Here is a 19,773-nt window from a genome sequence, read left to right on the forward strand (position 1 = left end):
TTTAGCCGATCCGCCGCGCAGACAGCCTGCGTCACATCCGCTACCTTTTACTCACTTCGAGACAAGGAGAGGTGCATGTTCGAATCCGCCGAAATCGGTCACTCCATCGACAAGGAAACCTACGAGAAGGAAGTCGCGGTGCTGCGTGAGGCCCTGCTGGAGGCGCAGTACGAGCTCAAGCAGCAGGCGCGCTTCCCGGTGCTGATCCTGATCAACGGCATCGAGGGCGCCGGCAAGGGCGAGACGGTGAAGTTGCTCAACGAGTGGATGGACCCGCGCCTGATCCGCGTCGAGAGCTTCATGCTGCCCTCCGACGAGGAACTCTCGCGCCCGCCGCAGTGGCGCTTCTGGCGCCGCCTGCCGCCCAAGGGCACGACCGGCATCTTCTTCGGCAACTGGTACAGCCAGATGCTCTATGGGCGAGTCTCCGGTGACCTGAAGACCAGTGAGCTGGACAGCCTGATCAGCGACGCCGAGCGCTTCGAGCGGATGTATTCCGACGAGGGTGCGCTGCTCTTCAAGTTCTGGTTCCACCTCTCCAAGAAGCAGCTCAAGGAGCGCCTCAAGGCGCTGGAGAACGACCCTACCCGCAGCTGGCAGTTGAGCGAGATCGACTGGAAGCAGAGCGAGGTCTACGACAAGTTCGTGCGCTATGGCGAGCGCGTGCTGCGCCGCACCAGCCGCGACTATGCGCCCTGGTACATCGTCGAAGGCTCCGATGAGCGTTACCGCAGCCTGACGGTCGGCCGCACCCTGCTCGAAGGGTTGCAGGCCGCCCTCAAGCGCAAGGAACGCCCGACTCCTCAGCCCCATGCGGCGCCGCTGGTGGCCAGCCTGGACAACAAGGGGCTGCTGGATGCGCTGGACCTGAGCCTGTCACTGGACAAGGACCAGTACAAGGAGCAACTGGCCCGGGAGCAGGCGCGCCTGGCCACGCTGATGCGCGACAAGCGCTTCCGCAGCCACTCGCTGATCGCCGTGTTCGAGGGCAACGACGCTGCCGGCAAGGGCGGCGCCATCCGCCGCGTCACCGATGCGCTGGACCCGCGCCAGTACCGCATCGTGCCGATTGCCGCCCCCACCGAAGAGGAGCGCGCGCAGCCCTACCTGTGGCGCTTCTGGCGGCACCTGCCGGCGCGCCGGCAGTTCACCATCTTCGACCGTTCCTGGTATGGCCGCGTGCTGGTGGAGCGGGTCGAGGGTTTCGCCTCGGACGCCGACTGGCTGCGCGCCTATGGGGAGATCAACGACTTCGAGGAGCAGCTGGCGAACTACGGCATCGTGCTGGTGAAGTTCTGGTTGTCCATCGATCCGCAGACCCAGCTGGAGCGCTTCAAGGAGCGCGAGTCGATCCCGTTCAAGCGCTTCAAGATCACCGAGGAAGACTGGCGCAACCGCGACAAGTGGGACGCGTATGTCGACGCGGTGGGCGATATGGTCGACCGCACCAGCACCGAGATCGCGCCCTGGACGCTGGTGGAGGCCAATGACAAGCGCTACGCGCGGGTGAAGGTGCTCAAGACCATCAACGATGCGCTGGAGGCGGCCTATGCCAGTGCGAAGAAGGGCAAGAAGGACTGAGCCTGTCTCCGCCGGCTTTTCGTAGGAGCGAGCTTGCTCGCGATCCAGCGCAACGCCGGTGCCTTGGATTTCGTAGGAGCGGACTCCGTCCGCGATGTGCCCGCTTCGCGCTGGGTTTCCTGCGCCGCTTCGGCGTGCGCATGGACTCTCTGTTTCGCCCCCTCGGGCGACCTACTTTGGCAAACGACCCAAAGTAGGCAAAGGTCTTGCCCCGGACATCCGGTTTTTCGCTTAGGCGAAAAATTCCCTCGTTGAAGTGAAGTTTCAGGGGCACGCGTCGAAGGGCCATCCCTGGCCCATCGCCGCTCTCGCGACATCCATGTCGCTCAACCCCTGAAACTCCACTTCAACGAGGCCTCCTGAACGGGGCGTTCGGAGTGCGCTGAGGTTCATCTGGAAGTCTTCAAGAGCCAGAGCCAGAGCCAGAGCCAGAGCCAGAGCCAGAGCGATGCGGAGATGTGTGGCTCTTCGTAGGACCGAGGGGGGCGCCTAGCCCTTGCTCGCGAACCGCACGGCACAGGGTCAATCGCGGACGGAGTCCGGTCCTACGCCTGGGTCGAGAGCGCCGGCAGGTCAGGCTGGAAGCGAAACCCCGAGCCAACGCTGCAACTGGATGCGCCGATAAGCACGAAGGTAAGCAGCACGAGAATCTTCATGGCGGTACTCCTGTCATTCAGGATCGGACAGCCTCCAGTCTAGGCCGCGCACGCCGGTGCGCGCCGAAGGTCAGGAAGCTGCCCGCCGCAAACAGCCAGGCGCTGACTCCGCCATAGCCGAGCACCCAGCCGAAACCCTGCACCAGTGCTGCGCGGGCAGTGTCCGGATCGTCCGTGCCCAAGCGGCCGCTGGCGATGCGGGCGGCCAGTTGCAGTTTCTCGCTGTCCTCTACGCCGTGCAGCGCAGCGGCCACGCCCCAGAGCAGGATCAGTCCCATCACCGCGATATTGATCGCCAGGGAGATCATCCGTGCACTCATGTCGATCCCCGAGGCCATGCCGGCGCGGGTAGTGGGCACGGCGGCGGTGGAGGTGTTGGTCACCGTGGTGTTGGTCAGTCCCAGGCCGATGCCGGCCAGTACGCAGCCGGGCAGCAGGGTCAGCCAGCTGGCGTGGTCGACGCTGCTGCCCCAGAGCATCAGGAAGAAGCCCGCGCCGATCACGAACATCCCGCCGGGGATCACCCAGCCCGGCTGGAAGCGATGCGCCAGGCGCTCGGCAATCGGCGGTACCAGCAGCGTCGGCAGGGTGTAGGCGAGCAGCGACCAGCCGGCCTTCACGTCGTCGTAGCCGAGCACCCCGTGGTAGTAGACCGGCAGGTAGATCATCAGCGGCCAGAAGCTCACGTTCATCCCCGCCGAGGCGAACATCGCGCCGGAGAAGGCGCGGATGCGCAGCACGGAGAAGTCGAACAGAGGATGGGCGACGCGGCGCTCGATGACCACGAAGGCCGCCAGGTTGGCGCCGCTGAGCAGCAGGATCGCCAGCGCTGCCGGGCTGGCGAAGCCCATGTCCGCGCCCTGGGTGATGTAGAACACCGTGCCGAGCACCGCCAGCGACAGCGTCAGCATGCCGCCGAGGTCCAGCCGTTCGGCGTCCGGATCGCGCGACTCCACCGCGCCGTACTGCGCCAGCGCCAGGGTGAGCAGGGCGAGCGGCCCGTGGACCAGGAACACCCACTGCCAGCTGGCCAGGGCGACGATGGCGCTGCCGATGATCGGCCCGAAGCCCAGGCCGACGCCGAACACCACGCCCCAGGCGGCGAAGGCGCGCACGCGCTCGGCCGGGTCGCTGAACTGGCTGGTGAGCACGGCCACCTGGCAGATCAGCATGACCCCGCCGGCGGCGCCCTGCAGGAAGCGGCCGGCGATCATGGTCGGCATGTCGCTCGCCAGTCCGCAGAGCAGCGAGGTCAGGCCGAACAACGCCAGGCTGATGACGAACAGGCGCTTGCGGCCGAAGCGGTCGGCCAGGGTGCCGGCGGCCATCAGCACGCTGGTGACGGCGATGGTGTAGGCGTTCATCACCCATTGCAGGTCCTGGAAGTCGCCGTGCAGCACGCGCTCCAGGGCCGGCAGGCTGGCGGGGACGCTGGAGATTTCCAGGCCGAACATCATCGAGGACAGGCACACCGCGGCCAGGGCGATGAGGTTTCGGGGGTTGTGAAGGGCTGTCATGGGGGCGGCTCCATAGTGCGAGCCACTATTGTCGAAAAGAATAGGGTTCCCCATTGGCTCAATTTGGTCCCATCATTGGGTCTTTCCAGGATTCAAATGGGCAGGCCGATGGATGACCGACTCGATGGCATCGCCACCTTCGTCCAGGTGGTGGATGCCGGCAGTTTCGCCCTCGCGGCGGAGCGCCTGAACCTTACGCGTTCGGCGGTGGGCAAGGCCGTCGCCCGGCTGGAGGCGCGCCTGGGCGTACGCCTGCTGCAGCGCACCACGCGCAGCCAGAACCTCACCGACGACGGCCAGGTGTTCTACGACAGCTGCGTGCGTGCGCTGGCCGAGCTGGATGCTGCGCACACCGCGCTGGAAGGCGGGCGCCTGGAGCCGCGCGGGCGCCTGCGGGTCAGCGTGCCGATCTCCTTCGGCCACCTCTGCGTGGTGCCGCTGATGCTGGCGCTGGCGCGGCAGTACCCGTCGCTGAAGATCGACCTGTCCTTCACCGACCGCCGCGTCGACCTGGTGGAAGAGGGCTTCGACCTCGCCATCCGCATCGGCCCGCTGAGTGACAGCGCCACGCTCGCGGCACGCAAGTTGGGTGTGCAGTACACCAGCATCGGCGCGGCACCCTCGTACATCGCCGAGCATGGCATGCCCGAGGAACTGGACGATCTCGCCGGCCACTCGGCCATCAGTTACTCGGTGGCCGGCGTCACCTCGCCCTGGGACCTGCGCGACGATGACGGCCAGGCGAAACGCATCGATATCGACCCGCAGCTGAGCATGGACGACCTGCAGGCCATCACCGCCGCCGCCGTGGCCGGTTTCGGCCTGGCGCGCCTGCCGTCCTGGCTGCTGGCGCGGCACGTGAAGCTGGGTGAGCTGGTGGTGGTGAAGGGCCGCTGCAACCTGCCGCCGCTGGACATCCACGCGGTGTGGCCGAAGACCCGTTACATGCCGTCGAAGATCCGTTGCGCCATCGATGCGCTGGTGGCCGGGATTCCCGCACTGCTGGCCGACTGAACCATTGGCCTCAGCGCCTGCCCAATGGCTCGCCGCACGGCCGGTTTGCAAGCCGACGGCGGGCCGCTATCGTTGGCCGTTGATCGATCCGTTTTCCATGTAAGGGATTTCATGCGCTCGCTGTTCGCCTTCCTCTTCGCGGCCTGCTTCGCCGCTTCCGCCCAGGCTGCCTGGTACCTCGATTACGAGTCCTCGCGGCTGACCTTCGTCACCACCAAGAATGCCGATATCGCCGAGGTGAACCGCTTCCTGGTGATGCACGGCAAGGTCGAGGAACAGGGTCAGGTGGAGCTGCGTATCGAGATGGACTCGCTGAACACCGGCATTCCGCTGCGTGATGAGCGTCTGCGCGACAAGTTGTTCGACACCGAGAAATTCCCCGAAGCGCGTGTCACCTCGCGCATCGACCTGCGTCCGATCACCGACCTGGCCAGCGGCGTGCAGCTGGAAATGCGCCTGCCGCTGCGCCTGGAGCTGAACGGTCAGGCGAAGGACTACCGCACCGACGTACTGATCACCCGCCTGGACGAGCACCGCTTCCAGGTGGTGACCCTGCAGCCGCTGGTGATCAACGCCGCCGACTTCGGCCTCGCGCCGGGCGTGGCACAGCTGCGCAAACTGGCCGGGCTGAAGAGCATCGGCCTGTCGGTGCCGGTGGGCGCCGTGCTGATCTTCGCCTCGCGGTGAGCGGCCCGATCTTCCCCTGGCGGACGGGCAACCGTTTCGCCCTGCTCTGCGATGGCGAGCGCTTCTTCCCGCGCATGTTCGCAGCCATCGACAGCGCCGAGCGGCAGATCGAACTGGAACTCTACCTGGTGGAAAGCGGCAGCTGCGCCGAGGCGCTGCTGGACCGCCTGCTGGCCGCCCGTGCGCGCGGGGTGAAGGTGCGCTGCCTGTTCGACGCCTTCGGCAGCCTCAAACTCTCCAGCGCCTGGACGCGCCAGTTGCTGGAGGCGGGCGGTGAACTGCGCCATTACAACCCGCTGAACTGGAAGGCCGGCATCCGCAACCTGTACCGCGATCACCGCAAGCTGCTGCTGGTGGATGAGCGCATCGCCTATGTCGGCGGCACTGGCGCCACCGACGAATTCTGGTCCGCGCGGGACAACCGCAGCGACTGGCACGAAGTCATGGTGGAGATGACCGGCGCCATCGTCGCCGACTGGCAGCGGCTGTTCGAGCGGCAGTGGAATGCCTGCCTCGGCGTGCGCGCCTGGAAGCCGCGCGAGGAGGTCCTGCTGACCCGCCTGCCGCCGATCCCCAGCTACGGCGAAGGGCTGGCGCGGGTGGCCTATGCCGATGCCGGCCAGCACCGCGACATCCTCCAGGCGCTGGTCCGTTCGCTGCGCGGCGCGCATCAGCGGGTATGGCTGGCGACGCCGTATTTCCTGCCGACCTGGAAGGTTCGCCGGGCGTTGCGCAAGGCGGCCCAGCGCGGTGTCGACGTGCGCCTGCTGCTCACCGGGCGGCTGACCGACCATGCGCCGGTGCGCTACGCTGGTCAGCGCTATTACCCGAGCCTGCTGCGTGCCGGGGTGAAGATCTTCGAGTACCAGCCGCGCTTCCTGCATCTGAAGATGGCGCTGGTGGACGACTGGGTCAGTGTCGGTTCGTGCAACTTCGATCATTGGAACCTTCGGTTCAATCTGGAGGCCAATGTAGAAGCGTTCGATCCGCAATTCACGGCGGCGGTGGCCGACTGCCTGGCCGCCGACTTCGCCCAGAGCCGCGAGATCGACCTGGGTTTCTGGCGCGCGCGCCCCTGGTGGAAACGCCTGCGCGAGCGTCTGTGGGGATCGCTGGACCGACTGGTGGTGAACTTCCTCGACCGCCGCCGCTGAAGTCGTAGTTGTCCGTCGAGAAGGAGAGTGACGTGGACAAGCAAACCAAGGAGCGTTTCATCGGCCTGGAGTGGCTGCGCTTCCTGATGGGGCTGTACGTGGTGGTCTATCACACCCTGCACAGTTACCCCGCGGAGCAGAAGTTCGCCGGGCTGGATGACCTCACCAGCCTGGGCTTCTTCGCCACCAGCACCTTCTTCGTCCTGTCCGGCTTCCTGCTCTGCCATGTCTATGTCACCGATGGGCATCTGCGCGAGAGCCCGCGCAGCTTCTTCACCAAGCGGTTGTCCAACCTCTATCCGCTGCACATCTTCTCGATCCTGCTGACCATTGCCGTACTGCTGCTGGTTAGCCAGCTGGGCATCGGCCCGGACATCGATCAGGCAACGCCACGTTTCGTCGTCTACGACACCAACGAGGCCATCGGACGCACGCAGCCCGAGCTGTTCCGCCACTGGATGAGCGACCGCGAGCTGCTGTTCAACAGCATCCTGCAGCTCACCATGCTGCAGGCCTGGAACCCGTATTACCTGACGTTCAACGCGCCGCTCTGGTCGTTGTCGACGCTGTTCTTCTTCTACCTCTGCTTCCCCTTCGTCGCGCCGCGCCTGGCGCGCCTGCAGAACAAGTGGAAGTGGCTGCTGGCGTTGTGGGTGCTCTATCTGATCCCGCCGATCCTGGTGGTTGCCAGCGAGCAGTACGGCATGCCCTGGACCGGGCTGCTGCACCGCAACCCGCTGCTGCGGCTGCCGGAATTCCTCAGCGGCATCCTCGCCTACGGGTTGTTCCGCCAGTACAAGGATGCCGGGCGCCTGCCGGGCCGCGGCATGCTGCTGGCGATGGGCGCCTTCGTGCTGGCCAGTTTCCTGGTCGCCGATTACCTCTACACCCACGGCGCGAAGTACTGGTACTTCCTGCTGCACAACGGCCTGTTGCTGCCGGCGCAGCTGGTGCTGGTGTTCATGAGTGCGCTGCCACGCGATCCGCGGAGCAGCTTCATCCGCCACTGGTCGCCACGGCTGGGCGCTGCGTCGTTGTCGCTGTTCGCCCTGCACGTGCCGCTGTTCACGCTGTTCTCGCGGACCGAGAAGCTGATCCGCGCGCCGGGGGATTGCCTGGCCGACTGGGCTTTCTGCGTCGAATCCGCCACCCATCAGCAACTGTCGCTATGGCTGTACCCGCTGTTCCTGCTGTTCATGGTCACCAGCTGCGTGCTGGTGCAGGAGCGCTGCGTGGTGCCGGTGCGCAAGTGGCTGGTGCGCCACCTGCTGCCGGCACCGCCTTCACCGCCGACCAGACGGCGGATGGTGACGGAGTCCTGAGACAGTATTCGACACGGCGGATCATCGCGGACGAAGTCCGCTCCTACGAAAACGGCAGGTCGTGTAGGAGCAACTGTCTTTCTCTGACAGACCGTGCCTGGGATTTCCCCTCTCCCTAACCCTCTCCCTGAAGGGAGAGGGGACCGTTCGGTGCAGATTGAAACCTTGGCGTCAGCCGGCACCGACAGCTCCCTCTCCCTTCGGAGCGGGGCGCGCAGCCAAGGCGGGGGGAGAGGCAACGCGCTGGCACGGTATTCAGGTAGGAGCGGACTTTGTCCGCGATCGTCCCGCGCCAGCACAGTGGCTCAACCCACCTGCGCCTGCCAGTCGTTGAGGTTGTAGTAGTTGGTCACCCGCGCCACCTTGCCCTCGCGCAATTCGAAGAACGCCCCGGCCGGCAGCACATAGGTCTGGCCATTGGCCGCTGGCAGGCCCTCGTCGGTCTTCAGGTATTCCCCGTGCACGACGAATTCGGCGGCGCCACGCCGGCCATCGTCGCTGGCCATCACCACGATGTCCGCGAGACGCTCGCGGTAGCAGCGGTTCATGTGCTGCATGAATGCCGCGAAGGCTGCCTTGCCCTGCTGGCGCTCGCCCTGGTTGATGTCGTGCACCACCTCCTCGTGCAGCAGGTCGAGGAAGGCGGGCATGTCGCCGGCGTTGAACGCGGCGTAGTAGGCACTGATCAGGGCCTTGGCGTGCATGGGTATGCTCCTGTCGCGGACGGGACTCGGGGATTGTTCGCCGCCCATGATAGGTTGTCGCCACGGCCGCCACTTTGCCGGTTGCGGCATCTCGCGGACGAAAACGACCATGCCCACGGAAATCCGCCTGCTCACCGGCGATGCCATCCGCCCCTTCATCGATGACCTGGCGCGCCTGCGCATCACCGTGTTCCGCGAGTATCCCTACCTCTACGATGGCTCGCCCGAGTACGAGGCCAACTACCTGGGCACCTATGTGCGCTCCTCCTGGAGCCTCTGCGTACTGGTGCTCGACGAGGGGAAAGTGATCGGCGCCTCCACCGGCCTGCCATTGCAGGACGAGACCGAAGAATTTCAGCGGCCTTTCCTGGAACAGGGCTGGAACCCCGAGCGGGTGTTCTATTTCGGTGAATCGGTGGTGTTGCCGGCCTATCGCAACGCCGGCCTGGGCCTGCGCTTCTTCGAGGAGCGCGAGCGCTACGCCCGCAGCCTGGAGCGCTTCGACTGGTGCGCCTTCTGCGCGGTGCAGCGGCCACCGGAGCATCCCGCTCGTCCCGCCAGCTACCGCACGTTGGACAGCTTCTGGCTGCAGCGCGGCTTCACCCCGCGCCCGCAATTGCAGGCCCAATACCGCTGGCGTGACCTGGGCGAGCAGGAGGAAACCGCCAAGCCGATGAATTTCTGGATCAAGGAACTGAGCTGATGCTGCGCCTCGCCGCCTGCCAGTACGCCATCGAACTGCACGAAACCTGGGATGCCTACGCCCGCCATCTGGAAAGCCTTTGCGCCGATGCGGCGGGGCAGGGCGCGCGTCTGCTGGTGCTGCCCGAATACGCAGGGCTGGTGCTCAGCGGCCTGCTGCCCGAGCCTGCGCGCAGCGATCTGCACGGCTCCATCGCCGGCTTGCAGGCCTGGCTGCCGGACTGGCTGGCGCTGTGCGAATCCATTGCCCGCCGGCTGAATCTCTACCTGCTGCCCGGCTCCGCGCCGGTGCTGGACGAGGATGGCTTCTACCGCAACCGCGCCTGGCTGTTCGGCCCGCAAGGTCTGCTCGGCACCCAGGACAAACTGCTGATGACGCGCTTCGAGCGTGAGCAGTGGAACATCGTCGGCGGCGAGGGGCTGCGGGTGTTCGACAGCGAGTTCGGCCGCCTGGGCATCCTGATCTGCTATGACAACGAGTTCCCGCTGCTGGCCCGCATCCTGGCCGAGCAGGAGGTGGACCTGATTCTTGCGCCCAGCTGCACCGATACCGAAGCCGGCTACCACCGCGTGCGCATCGGCGCCCAGGCCCGGGCGCTGGAAAACCAGATCGCCGTGCTGCATTCGCCCACCGTTGGCCTGGCGCCCTGGTCACCGGCGCTGGACGAGAACGTTGGCCGAGCCGGGCTCTACGTCCCGCCGGACTACGGTATGCCCGCCGATGGTGTGCTGGCGCTGAGCGAGGAGCTGATGCCGGCGAGAAGCCAGTGGCTGCTGCACGACCTGGACCTGGACGAGGTTCGCCGCGTACGCCGCGCAGGCCAGGTCTTCACCCGTCGCGACTGGCCGGAGCAGTTCACCCCGGGGCGGCTGCGGGTGCTGGATCAGTAGCCGGCTTCGCGCTGGTGGCGGACGGCGAGGATCACCACGTTTTCACCCTCGATGCGGTAGCGGGCGAGGTAGCCGCTGTCGCCGAAGTCGATGGGCCATTCGCGGAATTCCACCGGCAGGTCGTCGATCAGCCGGCCCATCTGCGGGTAGGCGCCCAGGGCCTGGGTGGCTTCGAGGATGATCCGACCGGCGCGGCGCGCAGCCGTCGGATTGGTTTCCCGCAGGAAGCGGCGCAGGCGTTCGAGGTCACGCAGCGCGGCGGGCGCGTAGATCACTCGCATTTCGGCGCGTCTTGTTCATCCTCGGCGCCCCAGCTGTTCAGCCAGTTCTCCACGGCTTCGGCCGTAACGTGCTGGCCGGTCGCCTGGAATTCCTCCCAGGCCTGCTCGGTGTCCTTTTTCAGCTTCTCGCGCTGCTCCTCGCGCACGACGTATTGGCCAATGGCTTCACGGATGATCCAGTGTGGCGAGCGCTGGCGCAGCTCGGCCAGCTCGCGGATTCGGGCGAGCATTTCCTCGTCGAGCTTGACGGACGTGGCCATGGCGAGACCTCAGTATTGATAGGTAATACTGGGTAATACTTCGTCTGATCTCACCCAGTGTCAAACGGCCCGGGATGAGTGGGGCTTCATGTCCGCGAACTTGTGAACCCATCGACCCGGACTTTCGACGGGTGGCAAGGCGGGGCGCGGTGGTTATCCTGCGGGGATAACCATAAGAGGGACTTTCCATGCTCCGACTGGCCCTGTGCGCCTTTCTCCTGATGCTGGCCGGCTGCAGTACACCCGGCGCGTTCTTCGGTGCGGTGGACGGGCCGCCGTTCGGCGCTCTGCCGGCGGATTCCCAGCAGGCCACGGTGTACATCTACCGGCCGCAGAACCAGTGGTCCGACCAGGAGCTGGAAGCGCCCGGCCTGTTCATCAACAACGCGCTGATCGGCAGCCTGCCGAGCAACGGCTACTTCGCCCTGCATTTCGCTCCCGGCAGCTATCCGCTGCAGATGCGCCGCCCGCTGCTGGGCAGCTTCTGGACCTTCTTCGCCGGCGGCACCCTGGACTTCACCCTGATCGCCGGCTTCACCCTGGAGGCCCGCGCCGGCGAGGTCTACTACCTGCGCTACGACGAGACCCACACGCCGCCCAAGTACGAGCACACCGCCGGGCAGGGCGCCGGTCCGCTGCAGCTGGTGGGCAAGGAGCTGGGTTCGCGGGAAATCCCCGCCACACGCCAGGTGCAGGAACCGGTGAGCATTGCCGCCAGTGGCAAGGAAGTGGAGGGTCCGGGCTTCTTCGAGCGCATCGGCCTGTGAGTTTTCCTGGCGTCAGGAGGTATGAGGGCAAGTCATAACTCCTTGAGTTTTTGTGGTTACCGGGCCGCTCGGGCCCGGTGCTAAAAATCGTCGCACCCAGCTCATCGACAACAACAAAGAGCGACGCGACATGACCTCCATCCTGTTCTGCCTGCCCCTGATCCGTCCTCCTCGTTCCGGCCTGTCCGCTGCCTTCGCGCAGCCGTCCGACTCGCCCGTCGATTCCTGATCCCTCCCGACTTCCCAGGACTTTCTCCCGGCGTCCCTGCGCCGGTTTTGCCTCGGGCCGCGCAAGCAGGCCCGGGCTTTCTTACACCCACGGTTCCATGAGGTACCCCATGAAAAAGCTCGACCTGTACATCGGTGAAGGTTTCGAAGGCCCCGGCGTCAACGCCGCGCACATCAATATCCTGCTCGGCCCGCGCAGCGGCCCGGCCGGTCAGGCCTTCTCCAACAGCCTCGCCTCGCCCAGCCAGGGCCATTGCCCGTTCATGGTGATCGCCCAGCCGAATATCCCGGTCAAGCCCATGACCCTCTACGTGAACAAGGCCGAGATCAACGGCGACCTGCACGCCAACGCCACCTGGGGCGCATCCCAGGCGGGCATCGCCAAGGCCGTCACCGAGGCGCTGCTGGACGGCACCCTGCCGCCGGAAGCCGAGGACGAATGGGCCATCGTCACCGCCAACTGGGTCAACCCGTCCTGCGATGACCTGGATGCCGTCTACCGCAACAACTACAACGCCTGCCGCACCGCGATCCGCGCGGCGCTGAGCTGCAAGCCCGAGCGCGCGCAGCTGGCCGACGTGGTCAACGCCATCGCCAACCCCTTCTACACCCCCAAGGCCTGAGGTCCGCAGCATGCAATACATCCGTCTCGGCAACTCCGGCCTGCAGGTGTCCAAGCTGTGCCTGGGCACCATGAACATGGGCACCCCGGACTGGAAACCGTGGATCTTCGATGAGGCGAAAAGCGAGCCGATCGTCAAGCACGCGCTGGACGCCGGGGTGAACTTCATCGACCTCGCCGACTTCTATTCCGCCGGCGTCGGCGAGGAGGTGGTCTGCCGCATCCTCAAGCGCCTGGTGCGCCGCGAGGACGTGGTGATCACCACCAAGGTCGGCTACGGCACCCGCCCCGGCATCAATGCCAGCGGCCATTCGCGCAAGCACATCATGGACGGCATCGACGCCTCCCTGAAGCGCATGGGCATGGATTACGTCGATATCTACATGCTGCACTTCTACGACGTGAACACCCCGGTGGAAGAGGTGATGGGCGCGCTGAACGACATCGTCCGCGCCGGCAAGGCCCGCTATATCGGCGTGTCCACCATGCTCACCGGCCAGCTGGCGAAGATCCTCATGGCCTGCGAGCGCAACGGCTGGGTCAAGCCGATCAACATGCAGCTGCAGCTCAACTGCGCCTATCGCGAGGAAGAGCGCGAAATGATCCCGTTCTGCCGCGACCAGGGTCTCGGCGTCTCGGTGTTCAGCCCGCTGGCGCGCGGCCTGCTGACCGGTGACGTGAACTCCACGCGCAACCAGACCGACTTCTTCACCCAGCAGATGTACGCCGACGAGGCCTCCTTCGAGATTGCCCGCTCCGTGCAGCGCGTGGCCCAGCGCCGTGGCGTGTCCAACGCGCAGATCGCCCAGGCCTGGGTCCTGCAGCATTCCGGCGTGGACTGCATGCTGGTCGGCGCCGACACCACCGCGCAGTTCGACAGCGCCCTGGCTGCGCTGGAGACCCGCCTGGACGACGAAGAGATCCACGAGCTGGAGCGCAACTACACGCCCTGCGACGTGATCAACGACTACACCGCCGGCAAGCGCATCCTGCGGGTGGCCCGGCCCATGCGCGAAGCCTTCGCGCTGACGGAGGCGGTGGCATGAACGAGCTGCTGAAGACCGGTCACTACATCGACGGCCAATGGGTGACTGGTGGAGCGACCTACCCGGTACGCAACCCGGCCACCGGCGCGCTGATTGCCGAGGTTGCCCGTGGTGGCGCCGAGGAAACCAACGCCGCCATCGCCGCTGCCGAACGTGCGCTGCCAGCCTGGCGCGCGTTGACCGCCAAGGAGCGTGCCGCGCGCATCCGCCGCTGGGGCGAGCTGATGCTGCAGCGCCAGGACGACCTGGCGCTGCTGCTGAGCACCGAGCAGGGCAAGCCGCTGGCCGAGGCCAAGGGTGAAGTGGCCTACGCGGCGAGCTTCCTCGAGTGGTTCGCCGAAGAAGCCAAGCGCGTCTACGGCGACGTGATCCCCTCGCACAAGGGCGATGCGCGCATCGTGGTGATCAAGCAGGCCATCGGCGTGGTCGCGGCGATCACGCCGTGGAACTTCCCCCTGGCGATGGTCACCCGCAAGGTCGGCCCGGCGCTGGCCGCCGGCTGCAGCATGGTCCTCAAGCCTTCGGAAGAGACGCCGCTGTCGGCCTTCGCCCTGGCGGTGCTGGCAGAACAGGCGGGTATTCCGGCGGGCGTGTTCAACATCGTTTCCGGCGATGCGCCGGCCATCGGCGGTGCGATCCAGGCGTCCGACGCGGTCCGCAAGCTGTCCTTCACCGGCTCCACCCGCACCGGCAAGCTGCTGATGCGCCAGGCTGCGGAGACGCTGAAGAAGGTCTCGCTGGAGCTGGGCGGCAACGCTCCGTTCATTGTCTTCGACGACGCCGACATCGACGCCGCCGTGCGTGGCGCCATGGCCTCGAAGTTCCGTAATACCGGGCAGACCTGCGTGTGCGTCAACCGCTTCTATATCCAGGAGCGTGTCTACGAGGCGTTCGTCTCGCGCCTGACCAAGGCGGTCGGCGCAATGCGCGTGGGCAACGCCCTGGAAGGCGAGACCGAACAGGGCCCGCTGATCAACGAGGCGGCGCTGGCCAAGGTCGAGCAGCATGTCGGCGATGCCCTGGAGAAGGGCGCGAAGCTGATGTGCGGCGGCCGTCGCCATGCCCTGGGCGGCACCTTCTACGAGCCCACCGTACTGGCCGAGGCGAGCCCGCAGATGCTGATCGCCAGCGAGGAAACCTTCGGCCCGGTGGCCGCGTGCTTCCGCTTCCGCGACGAAGCCGAGGTGCTGGAGCTGGCGAACGACACGCCCTACGGCCTCTCCGCCTACTTCTACAGCCGCGACATCGGCCGCGTCTGGCGCGTGGCCGAGGGCCTGGAAGCCGGCATGGTCGGCATCAACGAAGGAATCATCTCCACCGAGGTGGCGCCTTTTGGCGGCATCAAGGAGTCGGGCCTGGGCCGCGAAGGCTCGAAGTACGGCATCGAGGACTACGTGGAGATCAAGTACCTGCTCATGGGCGGCCTGTCCGCCTGACGCCCGGCCAAGGAGTTCTGCCCATGCCGCCGCGCCGTCCAGGGCGCGGCGGCCGCACCGCTGTGTTTCCTATAACAACAACTCGGAGACGATCATGTCGGGTCAACCAGTCAAAATCGATGACCTGCCCATCGGCAGGTTCCATATCAAGATCGCCGGCCTCACCTTCGGCGCCCACTTCACCGACGGCTACATCCTCGGCCTGATCGGCATCGCCTTCACCCTGATCAACCCGCAGATGGCACTGACGCCGTTCTGGCAGGGACTGATCGGCAGCTCGGCGCTGCTCGGCCTGTTCCTCGGCAGCCTGTTCTTCGGCTGGATCTCCGACCACCTCGGCCGGCAGAAGATCTTCCTCATCAGCTTCGTGCTGATCACCCTCGCCTCGGTCCTGCAGTTCTACGTCGAGACGGCGATGCAACTGTTCCTCTGCCGGGTGCTGATCGGCATCGGCCTGGGCGGCGACTTCAGCGTCGGCCACGCCATGCTCGCCGAGTTTTCCCCGCGCAAGCACCGCGGCGTGCTGCTGGGCTCGTTCAGCGTGATCTGGACCTTCGGCTATGTGGCCGCAACCTTCGTCGGCACGGCCATGCTGCCCCTGGGCGACGACGCCTGGCGCTGGATGCTGGCGTCCTCGGCGATTCCCGCGGCGATGATCCTGATCGCCCGTATCGGCACGCCCGAGTCGCCGCGCTGGCTGGTGTACAAGGGACGCATCGAAGAAGCGCGCGCCATCGTGAAGAAACACCTGGGTGCGAACGTGGAGATCGACGAGGAAGTCATCAACCGCAAGCACAGCGGCTACAAGGCGCTGTTCAGCCGCGAGTACCGCAAGCGCACGGCGTTCAACTGCCTGTTCTTCATCTGCATCGTCATGCCGTACTTCGCCATCTACACCTTCCTGCCGTCGATCCTGCAGAAGATGGGGCTGGCCGAAGGCTTCGGCACCGAGATGATGCTCAACGCACTGCTGATCGTCGGCGCGCTGCTGGGCATCTGGTGCACCATCAAGTTCAGCCGCCGCGGTTTCCTCATCAACTCCTTCCTGATCCTCGCCGCCTCGCTGTTCGTGCTGGTGCTGCTGCCCGGCAGCATGGCCTGGCTGATGGTGGCGTGTTTCGGCCTGTTCACCCTGGTGCTGTCGGCGGTGAGCAACCTGGTGGGTGTGTACCCGGCGGAGAGCTTCCCCACCGAAGTGCGCGCCGGCGGCATCGGCCTGGCCACCGCTGCCAGCCGCCTGGGCTCGGCGCTGAGTACCTTCCTGCTGCCGGTCAGCGTGGCGGGCATCGGGCTCAACCCGACCATGGCGATCCTCGCCGGCATCCTGCTGCTGGGCGCGATCATCTCCATCGCCTGGGCGCCGGAGACCAAGTACCTGACCCTTACCGACTGTGGGCGCGGGGAGCAGGACGATGGGGCTGCCGGCGCAACTGCCAAGGTGGCCGCCGCGACCTGATCCGCACTTCCCTGGGCGCTCCGGCGCTCAGGGATTGCTCACCAGGCCCAGCCAGTCCTGGAAGCGCTGCACCTTCGACAACCCGCACTTGTCGCTGGCGATGTCCAGCCAGTAGCCGTAGGGGCCGATCACCTCCACCGGGGTGATCGGCAGCAGGCTGCCGGCGGCCAGCTCGCGCTCGATCATCTGCCGGTCGATCACGGCGACTCCGCCGCCAGCCAGGGCGGTGTGGATCACCTGGTCGAGGGTGCTGAATTCGATGCCGCTGCTGGCATCGACGTCCGTGCGCCCCATCGCCTCCAGCCAGTTCTCCCAGACCTTCAGGCGCCGGCCTTCGTGGAGGATGTGCAGCAGCGGATGGGCATCTAGCTCCGGCGCCCGCTCGCCGTCGAACAGCTCGGGGCTGGCCACGGCAATGTGCCGTTCCATCACCAGCAGTTCGCTGTAGCAGTGCGTGGCCTGTTCCAGGCCGAAGCGGATGCGGCAATCCAGCTCGCCGGAGTTGTCGCCATCCAGGTGATTGGTGACGCTCAGGCTGATGTCCGGGTAGCGCTGCAGGAAGGTGCGCAGGCGCGGCGACAGCCAGCGTGCGCTCCAGGTGGGCGGTGCGAGGATGCGCAGGCGTTGGCGCAGGTTCGGCACACGCACCGCCTGCAGGGCGCGCTCCATCTGGTCGAAGGCATCGCTCAGGTGCGGAGCGAGGGCGCTGCCGGTTTCGGTCAGCGTCAGGCCGCGCGGCGTGCGTAGGAATAGGCTGATTCCAAGGTATTCCTCCAGCTGCTTGATCTGCCGGCTGACGGCCCCCTGGGTGACGTTCAGTGCATCGGCCGCGCGGTTGAAGCTGCGATGGCGGGCCACTTCTTCGAAGACGCGGAGCATGTTCAGGGGCGGCAGGTTACGCATGGCAGGGCCATCCGACAGTACGCTCAGGGCGCGGGTTTTTTTCGCCGATTCTAGCGGTGGCTTTGCCTTCGGAATATGCGTTTTTCTCGGGTTCGGCCTGCGATTTAGTCGTTTGTCGAGCGGCTCGCCCAAGGGCTAGCTTCGGCCGCGCCTACGGAAGGGTGCCCACCACCGTCGGCGACTTTTCATAACGACAAGAATCCTGCCGAGGCTTTTCCAACGTGGCCATTTCCCACCTGCGTTTTCGTCCTGCCCATTTCCTCTTTCCCGCCCTGCTGGTTGCCAGCTCCGCCGCCTTCGCCATCCCGGTGACGGACAACCTGGATATCGGCGGCGCCGTGCGCGCGCGCTGGGATCATGACCCGGACCGCGACATCGAGAAGTTCGGCATCGACACCGCGATGCTGCGCGTTACCTACACCTCCGATACCTGGATCGGCGCCGCGCGTTACCGTTGGTATGGCAAGGACTATCCCTACCAGTACGCCCAGCATTTCGGTGACGTGAACTTCCTCGAGTACGGCTGGATCGGTTACCGCTTCGATGCCGACCGGCAGATCCAGGTCGGTCAGAACCAGATTCCCTTCGGCCTGCAGCCGTTCTTCGGCAGCACCTTCTACGAGACCCTGGGCAACGTGGTGGGCCTGGAAGACGTCAACGATGTGGGTGTGAAGTACATCCAGCAGCAGGGCGACTGGAACCTGCAGGTGGGCGCGTACACGCGGCCTGGCCTGGCTGGCAACGGCACCAGCAAGGGCGCCAGCTACTCCACGGTGGTCACCGACGCTGATGGCTATGTCGCCGACGGCAACCGCAACAAGGAGCGGCAGATCCTGGTCGGCCGCCTGGCGCGCTCGCTGCAGCTGGGCGACTGGAAGTCCGAGGTGGGTGTCTCGGCGCTGACTTCGCGCCTGGAGAACCGCGACAGCGGCGCCGACGGCCGACGCAATGCCTACGCGTTGCACTACCTGGGGCAGAACGGCCCGTGGGGCGTACAGCTGCAGGCGGCGCGGCAGCAGATGTCGCCCCGCAATCCGGGCAGCGACGAGGTCGTCACCTTCGGTGGCTACGACGGTACATTCAACGTCGCCAGTCGCGGTAACCTGTATGTCGGCGACCTGAGCTACAGCATTCCCGGAACGTTCCTCGACGGCTGGGTCAGCGGCGTGAAGGTCTATGGCAACTACAGCGCCTTCGACAAGTCCGCCGATGACTTCAAGACCTCCGAGCGCTTCATTCTTGGCACCTCCTTCTCGGTGAAGTCGATGTACATCGCCGTGGAATGGCTCAACGGTCGCAACGATCCGTACATTGGCGGCAGCAACTACACCCAGAGCCTGGCCGAAGGTGGCACCGACCACTGGGAAAACCAGCTGTACGCCAACATCGGCTATTACTTCTGAGCAGCGTGCAGACGAAGCCCGCACGGCGACGGCCGGCGGGCAGGGAAGGGTGGGTGAAACGCAAGATTCCGGCGCTCAATGCGCTCAAAGCCTTCGAGGTGGCCGGCAGCACGGGCAGCTTTACCCGTGCCGCCGAGCTGCTCAACGTGACCCAGAGCGCGGTCAGCCGCCAGGTGCGCCAACTGGAGGAACAGCTCGGCGAGGACCTGCTGATCCGCCGTCACCACCACCTGGAACTGACCGAGGCCGGGCGCGTGCTGCTGCGCGCCCTACAGCTGTCGTTCGACCGCATCGAGCTGACCGTGCGCGGCATCCAGCAGCGCCATCACCTCAACCGCCTGCGGATCAACGCGCCGCCGACCTTCGCCCTGCGCTGGCTGCTGCCCCGCCTGGGCCGCCTGCGCGAGGCGCACCCGGACCTGGAAGTGAGCCTGACGACGAATCTGCAGGACACTCTGGCGCAGAGCAGCACTCTGGACTGCGCGATCCGCTTCGGCAACGGCGAGTGGGACGGCCTGGACAGTTCGCTGCTGATGCACGAGCGGCACATTGCCGTGTGTTCGCCCAGCCTGCTGGCGCAGCGCGAGGAGCAGGACATCGACCTGCGCAGCATGACCCTGCTGCACGTACTGGCCCGCGACGACCAGCGCTTCCTGACCTGGCGGCACTGGCTGGACGCCGCGAAAATCCAGGGCGTCGACCTGCAGGGCGGCTACGAGTTCGACCTGCTGGACATGGCCATCCGCGCGGCCATCGACGGCCTGGGCATCACCATCGCCGACCGCCAGATGGTCGCCCGCGAACTGGCGGCGGGGCAGCTGGTACAGATGCTCGACGTCGAGGTGCAGGGGCACCAGTCCTACTGGTGGGTCAGCCGCCCGGAGCAGGAGCTGCCGCCCCATGTGCAGCGTTTCCACGAGTGGCTGCAGCAGGAAGTCTGGACCGCCGAGCGCAATCGGGCAGGATCGGGTTCCGTCATCAATCTTTCCTGAAAACGACCTGAGCTCATTTCCCCTGGCTGGGAGGGACATTCCTACAGCCTTCCTGTCGGCAGTAACCTGCGTTTTTCGCAGGTTACTGCGCTCTATTAATCGCTTGTCGCTCTCCCGGTGCCTACCGAAACTTCGGACAACCGATAACGAC

Annotated in this window: 19 protein-coding genes; 14 read left to right on the plus strand and 5 right to left on the minus strand. The window is 66.0% G+C overall.

Translation table 11 applies throughout. The annotated features are described in order from the left end of the window. The first annotated feature begins 75 nt into the window (after positions 1-75). The gene (gene pap / locus HNP46_RS14135; protein WP_184589876.1) at positions 76-1,581 is read left to right on the plus strand and encodes a polyphosphate:AMP phosphotransferase; all 1,506 of its coding nucleotides are present in this window, start codon (positions 76-78) and stop codon (positions 1,579-1,581) included. Between the two features lie 673 nt (positions 1,582-2,254). Here the strand turns inward: pap and HNP46_RS14140 are convergent. Further along, positions 2,255-3,754, minus strand: coding sequence for an MFS transporter (locus tag HNP46_RS14140; RefSeq protein WP_184589879.1), 1,500 nt, complete (start codon positions 3,752-3,754; stop codon positions 2,255-2,257). Positions 3,755-3,862: 108 nt separating this feature from the next. Here HNP46_RS14140 and HNP46_RS14145 point away from each other — a divergent pair, with 108 nt between their 5' ends. The 4 genes from HNP46_RS14145 (at position 3,863) to HNP46_RS14160 (ending at position 7,931) form a co-directional block, all read left to right on the plus strand. Next, positions 3,863-4,768, plus strand: coding sequence for a LysR family transcriptional regulator (locus HNP46_RS14145; RefSeq protein ID WP_184589881.1), 906 nt, complete (start codon positions 3,863-3,865; stop codon positions 4,766-4,768). A gap of 111 nt (positions 4,769-4,879) precedes the next feature. Continuing rightward, positions 4,880-5,455 (plus strand): YceI family protein, encoded by a 576-nt coding sequence (locus HNP46_RS14150; RefSeq protein ID WP_184589883.1) that lies wholly within the window; start codon positions 4,880-4,882, stop codon positions 5,453-5,455. Then, entirely contained in the window at positions 5,452-6,609 is a 1,158-nt protein-coding gene (locus tag HNP46_RS14155; RefSeq protein WP_184589884.1) for a phospholipase D-like domain-containing protein, read from the plus strand. The genes HNP46_RS14150 and HNP46_RS14155 overlap by 4 nt, the downstream gene beginning before the upstream one ends. A gap of 32 nt (positions 6,610-6,641) precedes the next feature. Next, a complete protein-coding gene (locus HNP46_RS14160) occupies positions 6,642-7,931 on the plus strand; it encodes an acyltransferase family protein (RefSeq protein ID WP_184589887.1) in 1,290 nt (429 codons plus the stop codon). Positions 7,932-8,236: 305 nt separating this feature from the next. Here HNP46_RS14160 and HNP46_RS14165 read toward each other — a convergent pair whose 3' ends face one another. Continuing rightward, the gene (locus HNP46_RS14165) at positions 8,237-8,635 is read right to left on the minus strand and encodes a nuclear transport factor 2 family protein (protein ID WP_184589889.1); all 399 of its coding nucleotides are present in this window, start codon (positions 8,633-8,635) and stop codon (positions 8,237-8,239) included. Between the two features lie 109 nt (positions 8,636-8,744). On the opposite strand from HNP46_RS14165, the gene HNP46_RS14170 reads away from it, so the two are divergent. Both HNP46_RS14170 and HNP46_RS14175 read left to right on the plus strand, forming a co-directional pair. After that, positions 8,745-9,338 carry a GNAT family N-acetyltransferase gene (locus HNP46_RS14170; protein ID WP_184589891.1) on the plus strand — a complete coding sequence of 198 codons (594 nt, stop codon included), beginning with the start codon at positions 8,745-8,747 and terminating at the stop codon, positions 9,336-9,338. Further along, the gene (locus HNP46_RS14175; RefSeq protein ID WP_184589893.1) at positions 9,338-10,228 is read left to right on the plus strand and encodes a carbon-nitrogen hydrolase family protein; all 891 of its coding nucleotides are present in this window, start codon (positions 9,338-9,340) and stop codon (positions 10,226-10,228) included. The genes HNP46_RS14170 and HNP46_RS14175 overlap by 1 nt, the downstream gene beginning before the upstream one ends. Here HNP46_RS14175 and HNP46_RS14180 read toward each other — a convergent pair. Then, the gene (locus HNP46_RS14180; protein ID WP_184589895.1) at positions 10,222-10,509 is read right to left on the minus strand and encodes a type II toxin-antitoxin system RelE/ParE family toxin; all 288 of its coding nucleotides are present in this window, start codon (positions 10,507-10,509) and stop codon (positions 10,222-10,224) included. The genes HNP46_RS14175 and HNP46_RS14180 overlap by 7 nt on opposite strands. Then, on the minus strand, positions 10,500-10,769 hold the full coding sequence (locus HNP46_RS14185) for a CopG family ribbon-helix-helix protein (protein WP_184589897.1): 270 nt from the start codon (positions 10,767-10,769) through the stop codon (positions 10,500-10,502). Before HNP46_RS14185 ends, HNP46_RS14180 begins: the two co-directional genes overlap by 10 nt. A 188-nt stretch (positions 10,770-10,957) precedes the next feature. On the opposite strand from HNP46_RS14185, the gene HNP46_RS14190 reads away from it, so the two are divergent. The 5 genes from HNP46_RS14190 (at position 10,958) to HNP46_RS14210 (ending at position 16,324) form a co-directional block, all read left to right on the plus strand. Next, complete coding sequence (locus HNP46_RS14190; RefSeq protein ID WP_184589899.1) at positions 10,958-11,536, plus strand: DUF2846 domain-containing protein; 579 nt, start codon at positions 10,958-10,960, stop codon at positions 11,534-11,536. Positions 11,537-11,874: 338 nt separating this feature from the next. Next, the gene (gene fae / locus HNP46_RS14195; protein WP_184589902.1) at positions 11,875-12,387 is read left to right on the plus strand and encodes a formaldehyde-activating enzyme; all 513 of its coding nucleotides are present in this window, start codon (positions 11,875-11,877) and stop codon (positions 12,385-12,387) included. A 10-nt stretch (positions 12,388-12,397) separates the two neighbouring features. Next, positions 12,398-13,432, plus strand: coding sequence for an aldo/keto reductase (locus HNP46_RS14200; RefSeq protein WP_184589904.1), 1,035 nt, complete (start codon positions 12,398-12,400; stop codon positions 13,430-13,432). After that, positions 13,429-14,868 (plus strand): NAD-dependent succinate-semialdehyde dehydrogenase, encoded by a 1,440-nt coding sequence (locus HNP46_RS14205; protein ID WP_184589905.1) that lies wholly within the window; start codon positions 13,429-13,431, stop codon positions 14,866-14,868. The genes HNP46_RS14200 and HNP46_RS14205 overlap by 4 nt, the downstream gene beginning before the upstream one ends. A 94-nt stretch (positions 14,869-14,962) precedes the next feature. Continuing rightward, positions 14,963-16,324, plus strand: coding sequence for an MFS transporter (locus HNP46_RS14210; protein ID WP_184589907.1), 1,362 nt, complete (start codon positions 14,963-14,965; stop codon positions 16,322-16,324). A 27-nt stretch (positions 16,325-16,351) separates the two neighbouring features. Here HNP46_RS14210 and HNP46_RS14215 read toward each other — a convergent pair whose 3' ends face one another. After that, positions 16,352-17,227, minus strand: a complete 876-nt coding sequence (locus HNP46_RS14215; RefSeq protein WP_184589909.1) for a LysR substrate-binding domain-containing protein — start codon at positions 17,225-17,227, stop codon at positions 16,352-16,354. Between the two features lie 227 nt (positions 17,228-17,454). Between HNP46_RS14215 and HNP46_RS14220 the strand changes: the two genes are divergently transcribed. Beyond that, positions 17,455-18,630, plus strand: a complete 1,176-nt coding sequence (locus HNP46_RS14220; protein WP_311771811.1) for a hypothetical protein — start codon at positions 17,455-17,457, stop codon at positions 18,628-18,630. A gap of 53 nt (positions 18,631-18,683) precedes the next feature. Then, positions 18,684-19,622 carry a LysR substrate-binding domain-containing protein gene (locus HNP46_RS14225; protein WP_184589912.1) on the plus strand — a complete coding sequence of 313 codons (939 nt, stop codon included), beginning with the start codon at positions 18,684-18,686 and terminating at the stop codon, positions 19,620-19,622. Positions 19,623-19,773: the final 151 nt, after the last annotated feature.

The organism is Pseudomonas nitroreducens (assembly GCF_014204515.1).
Classification (GTDB): Bacteria; Pseudomonadota; Gammaproteobacteria; order Pseudomonadales; family Pseudomonadaceae; genus Pseudomonas; species Pseudomonas nitritireducens_A.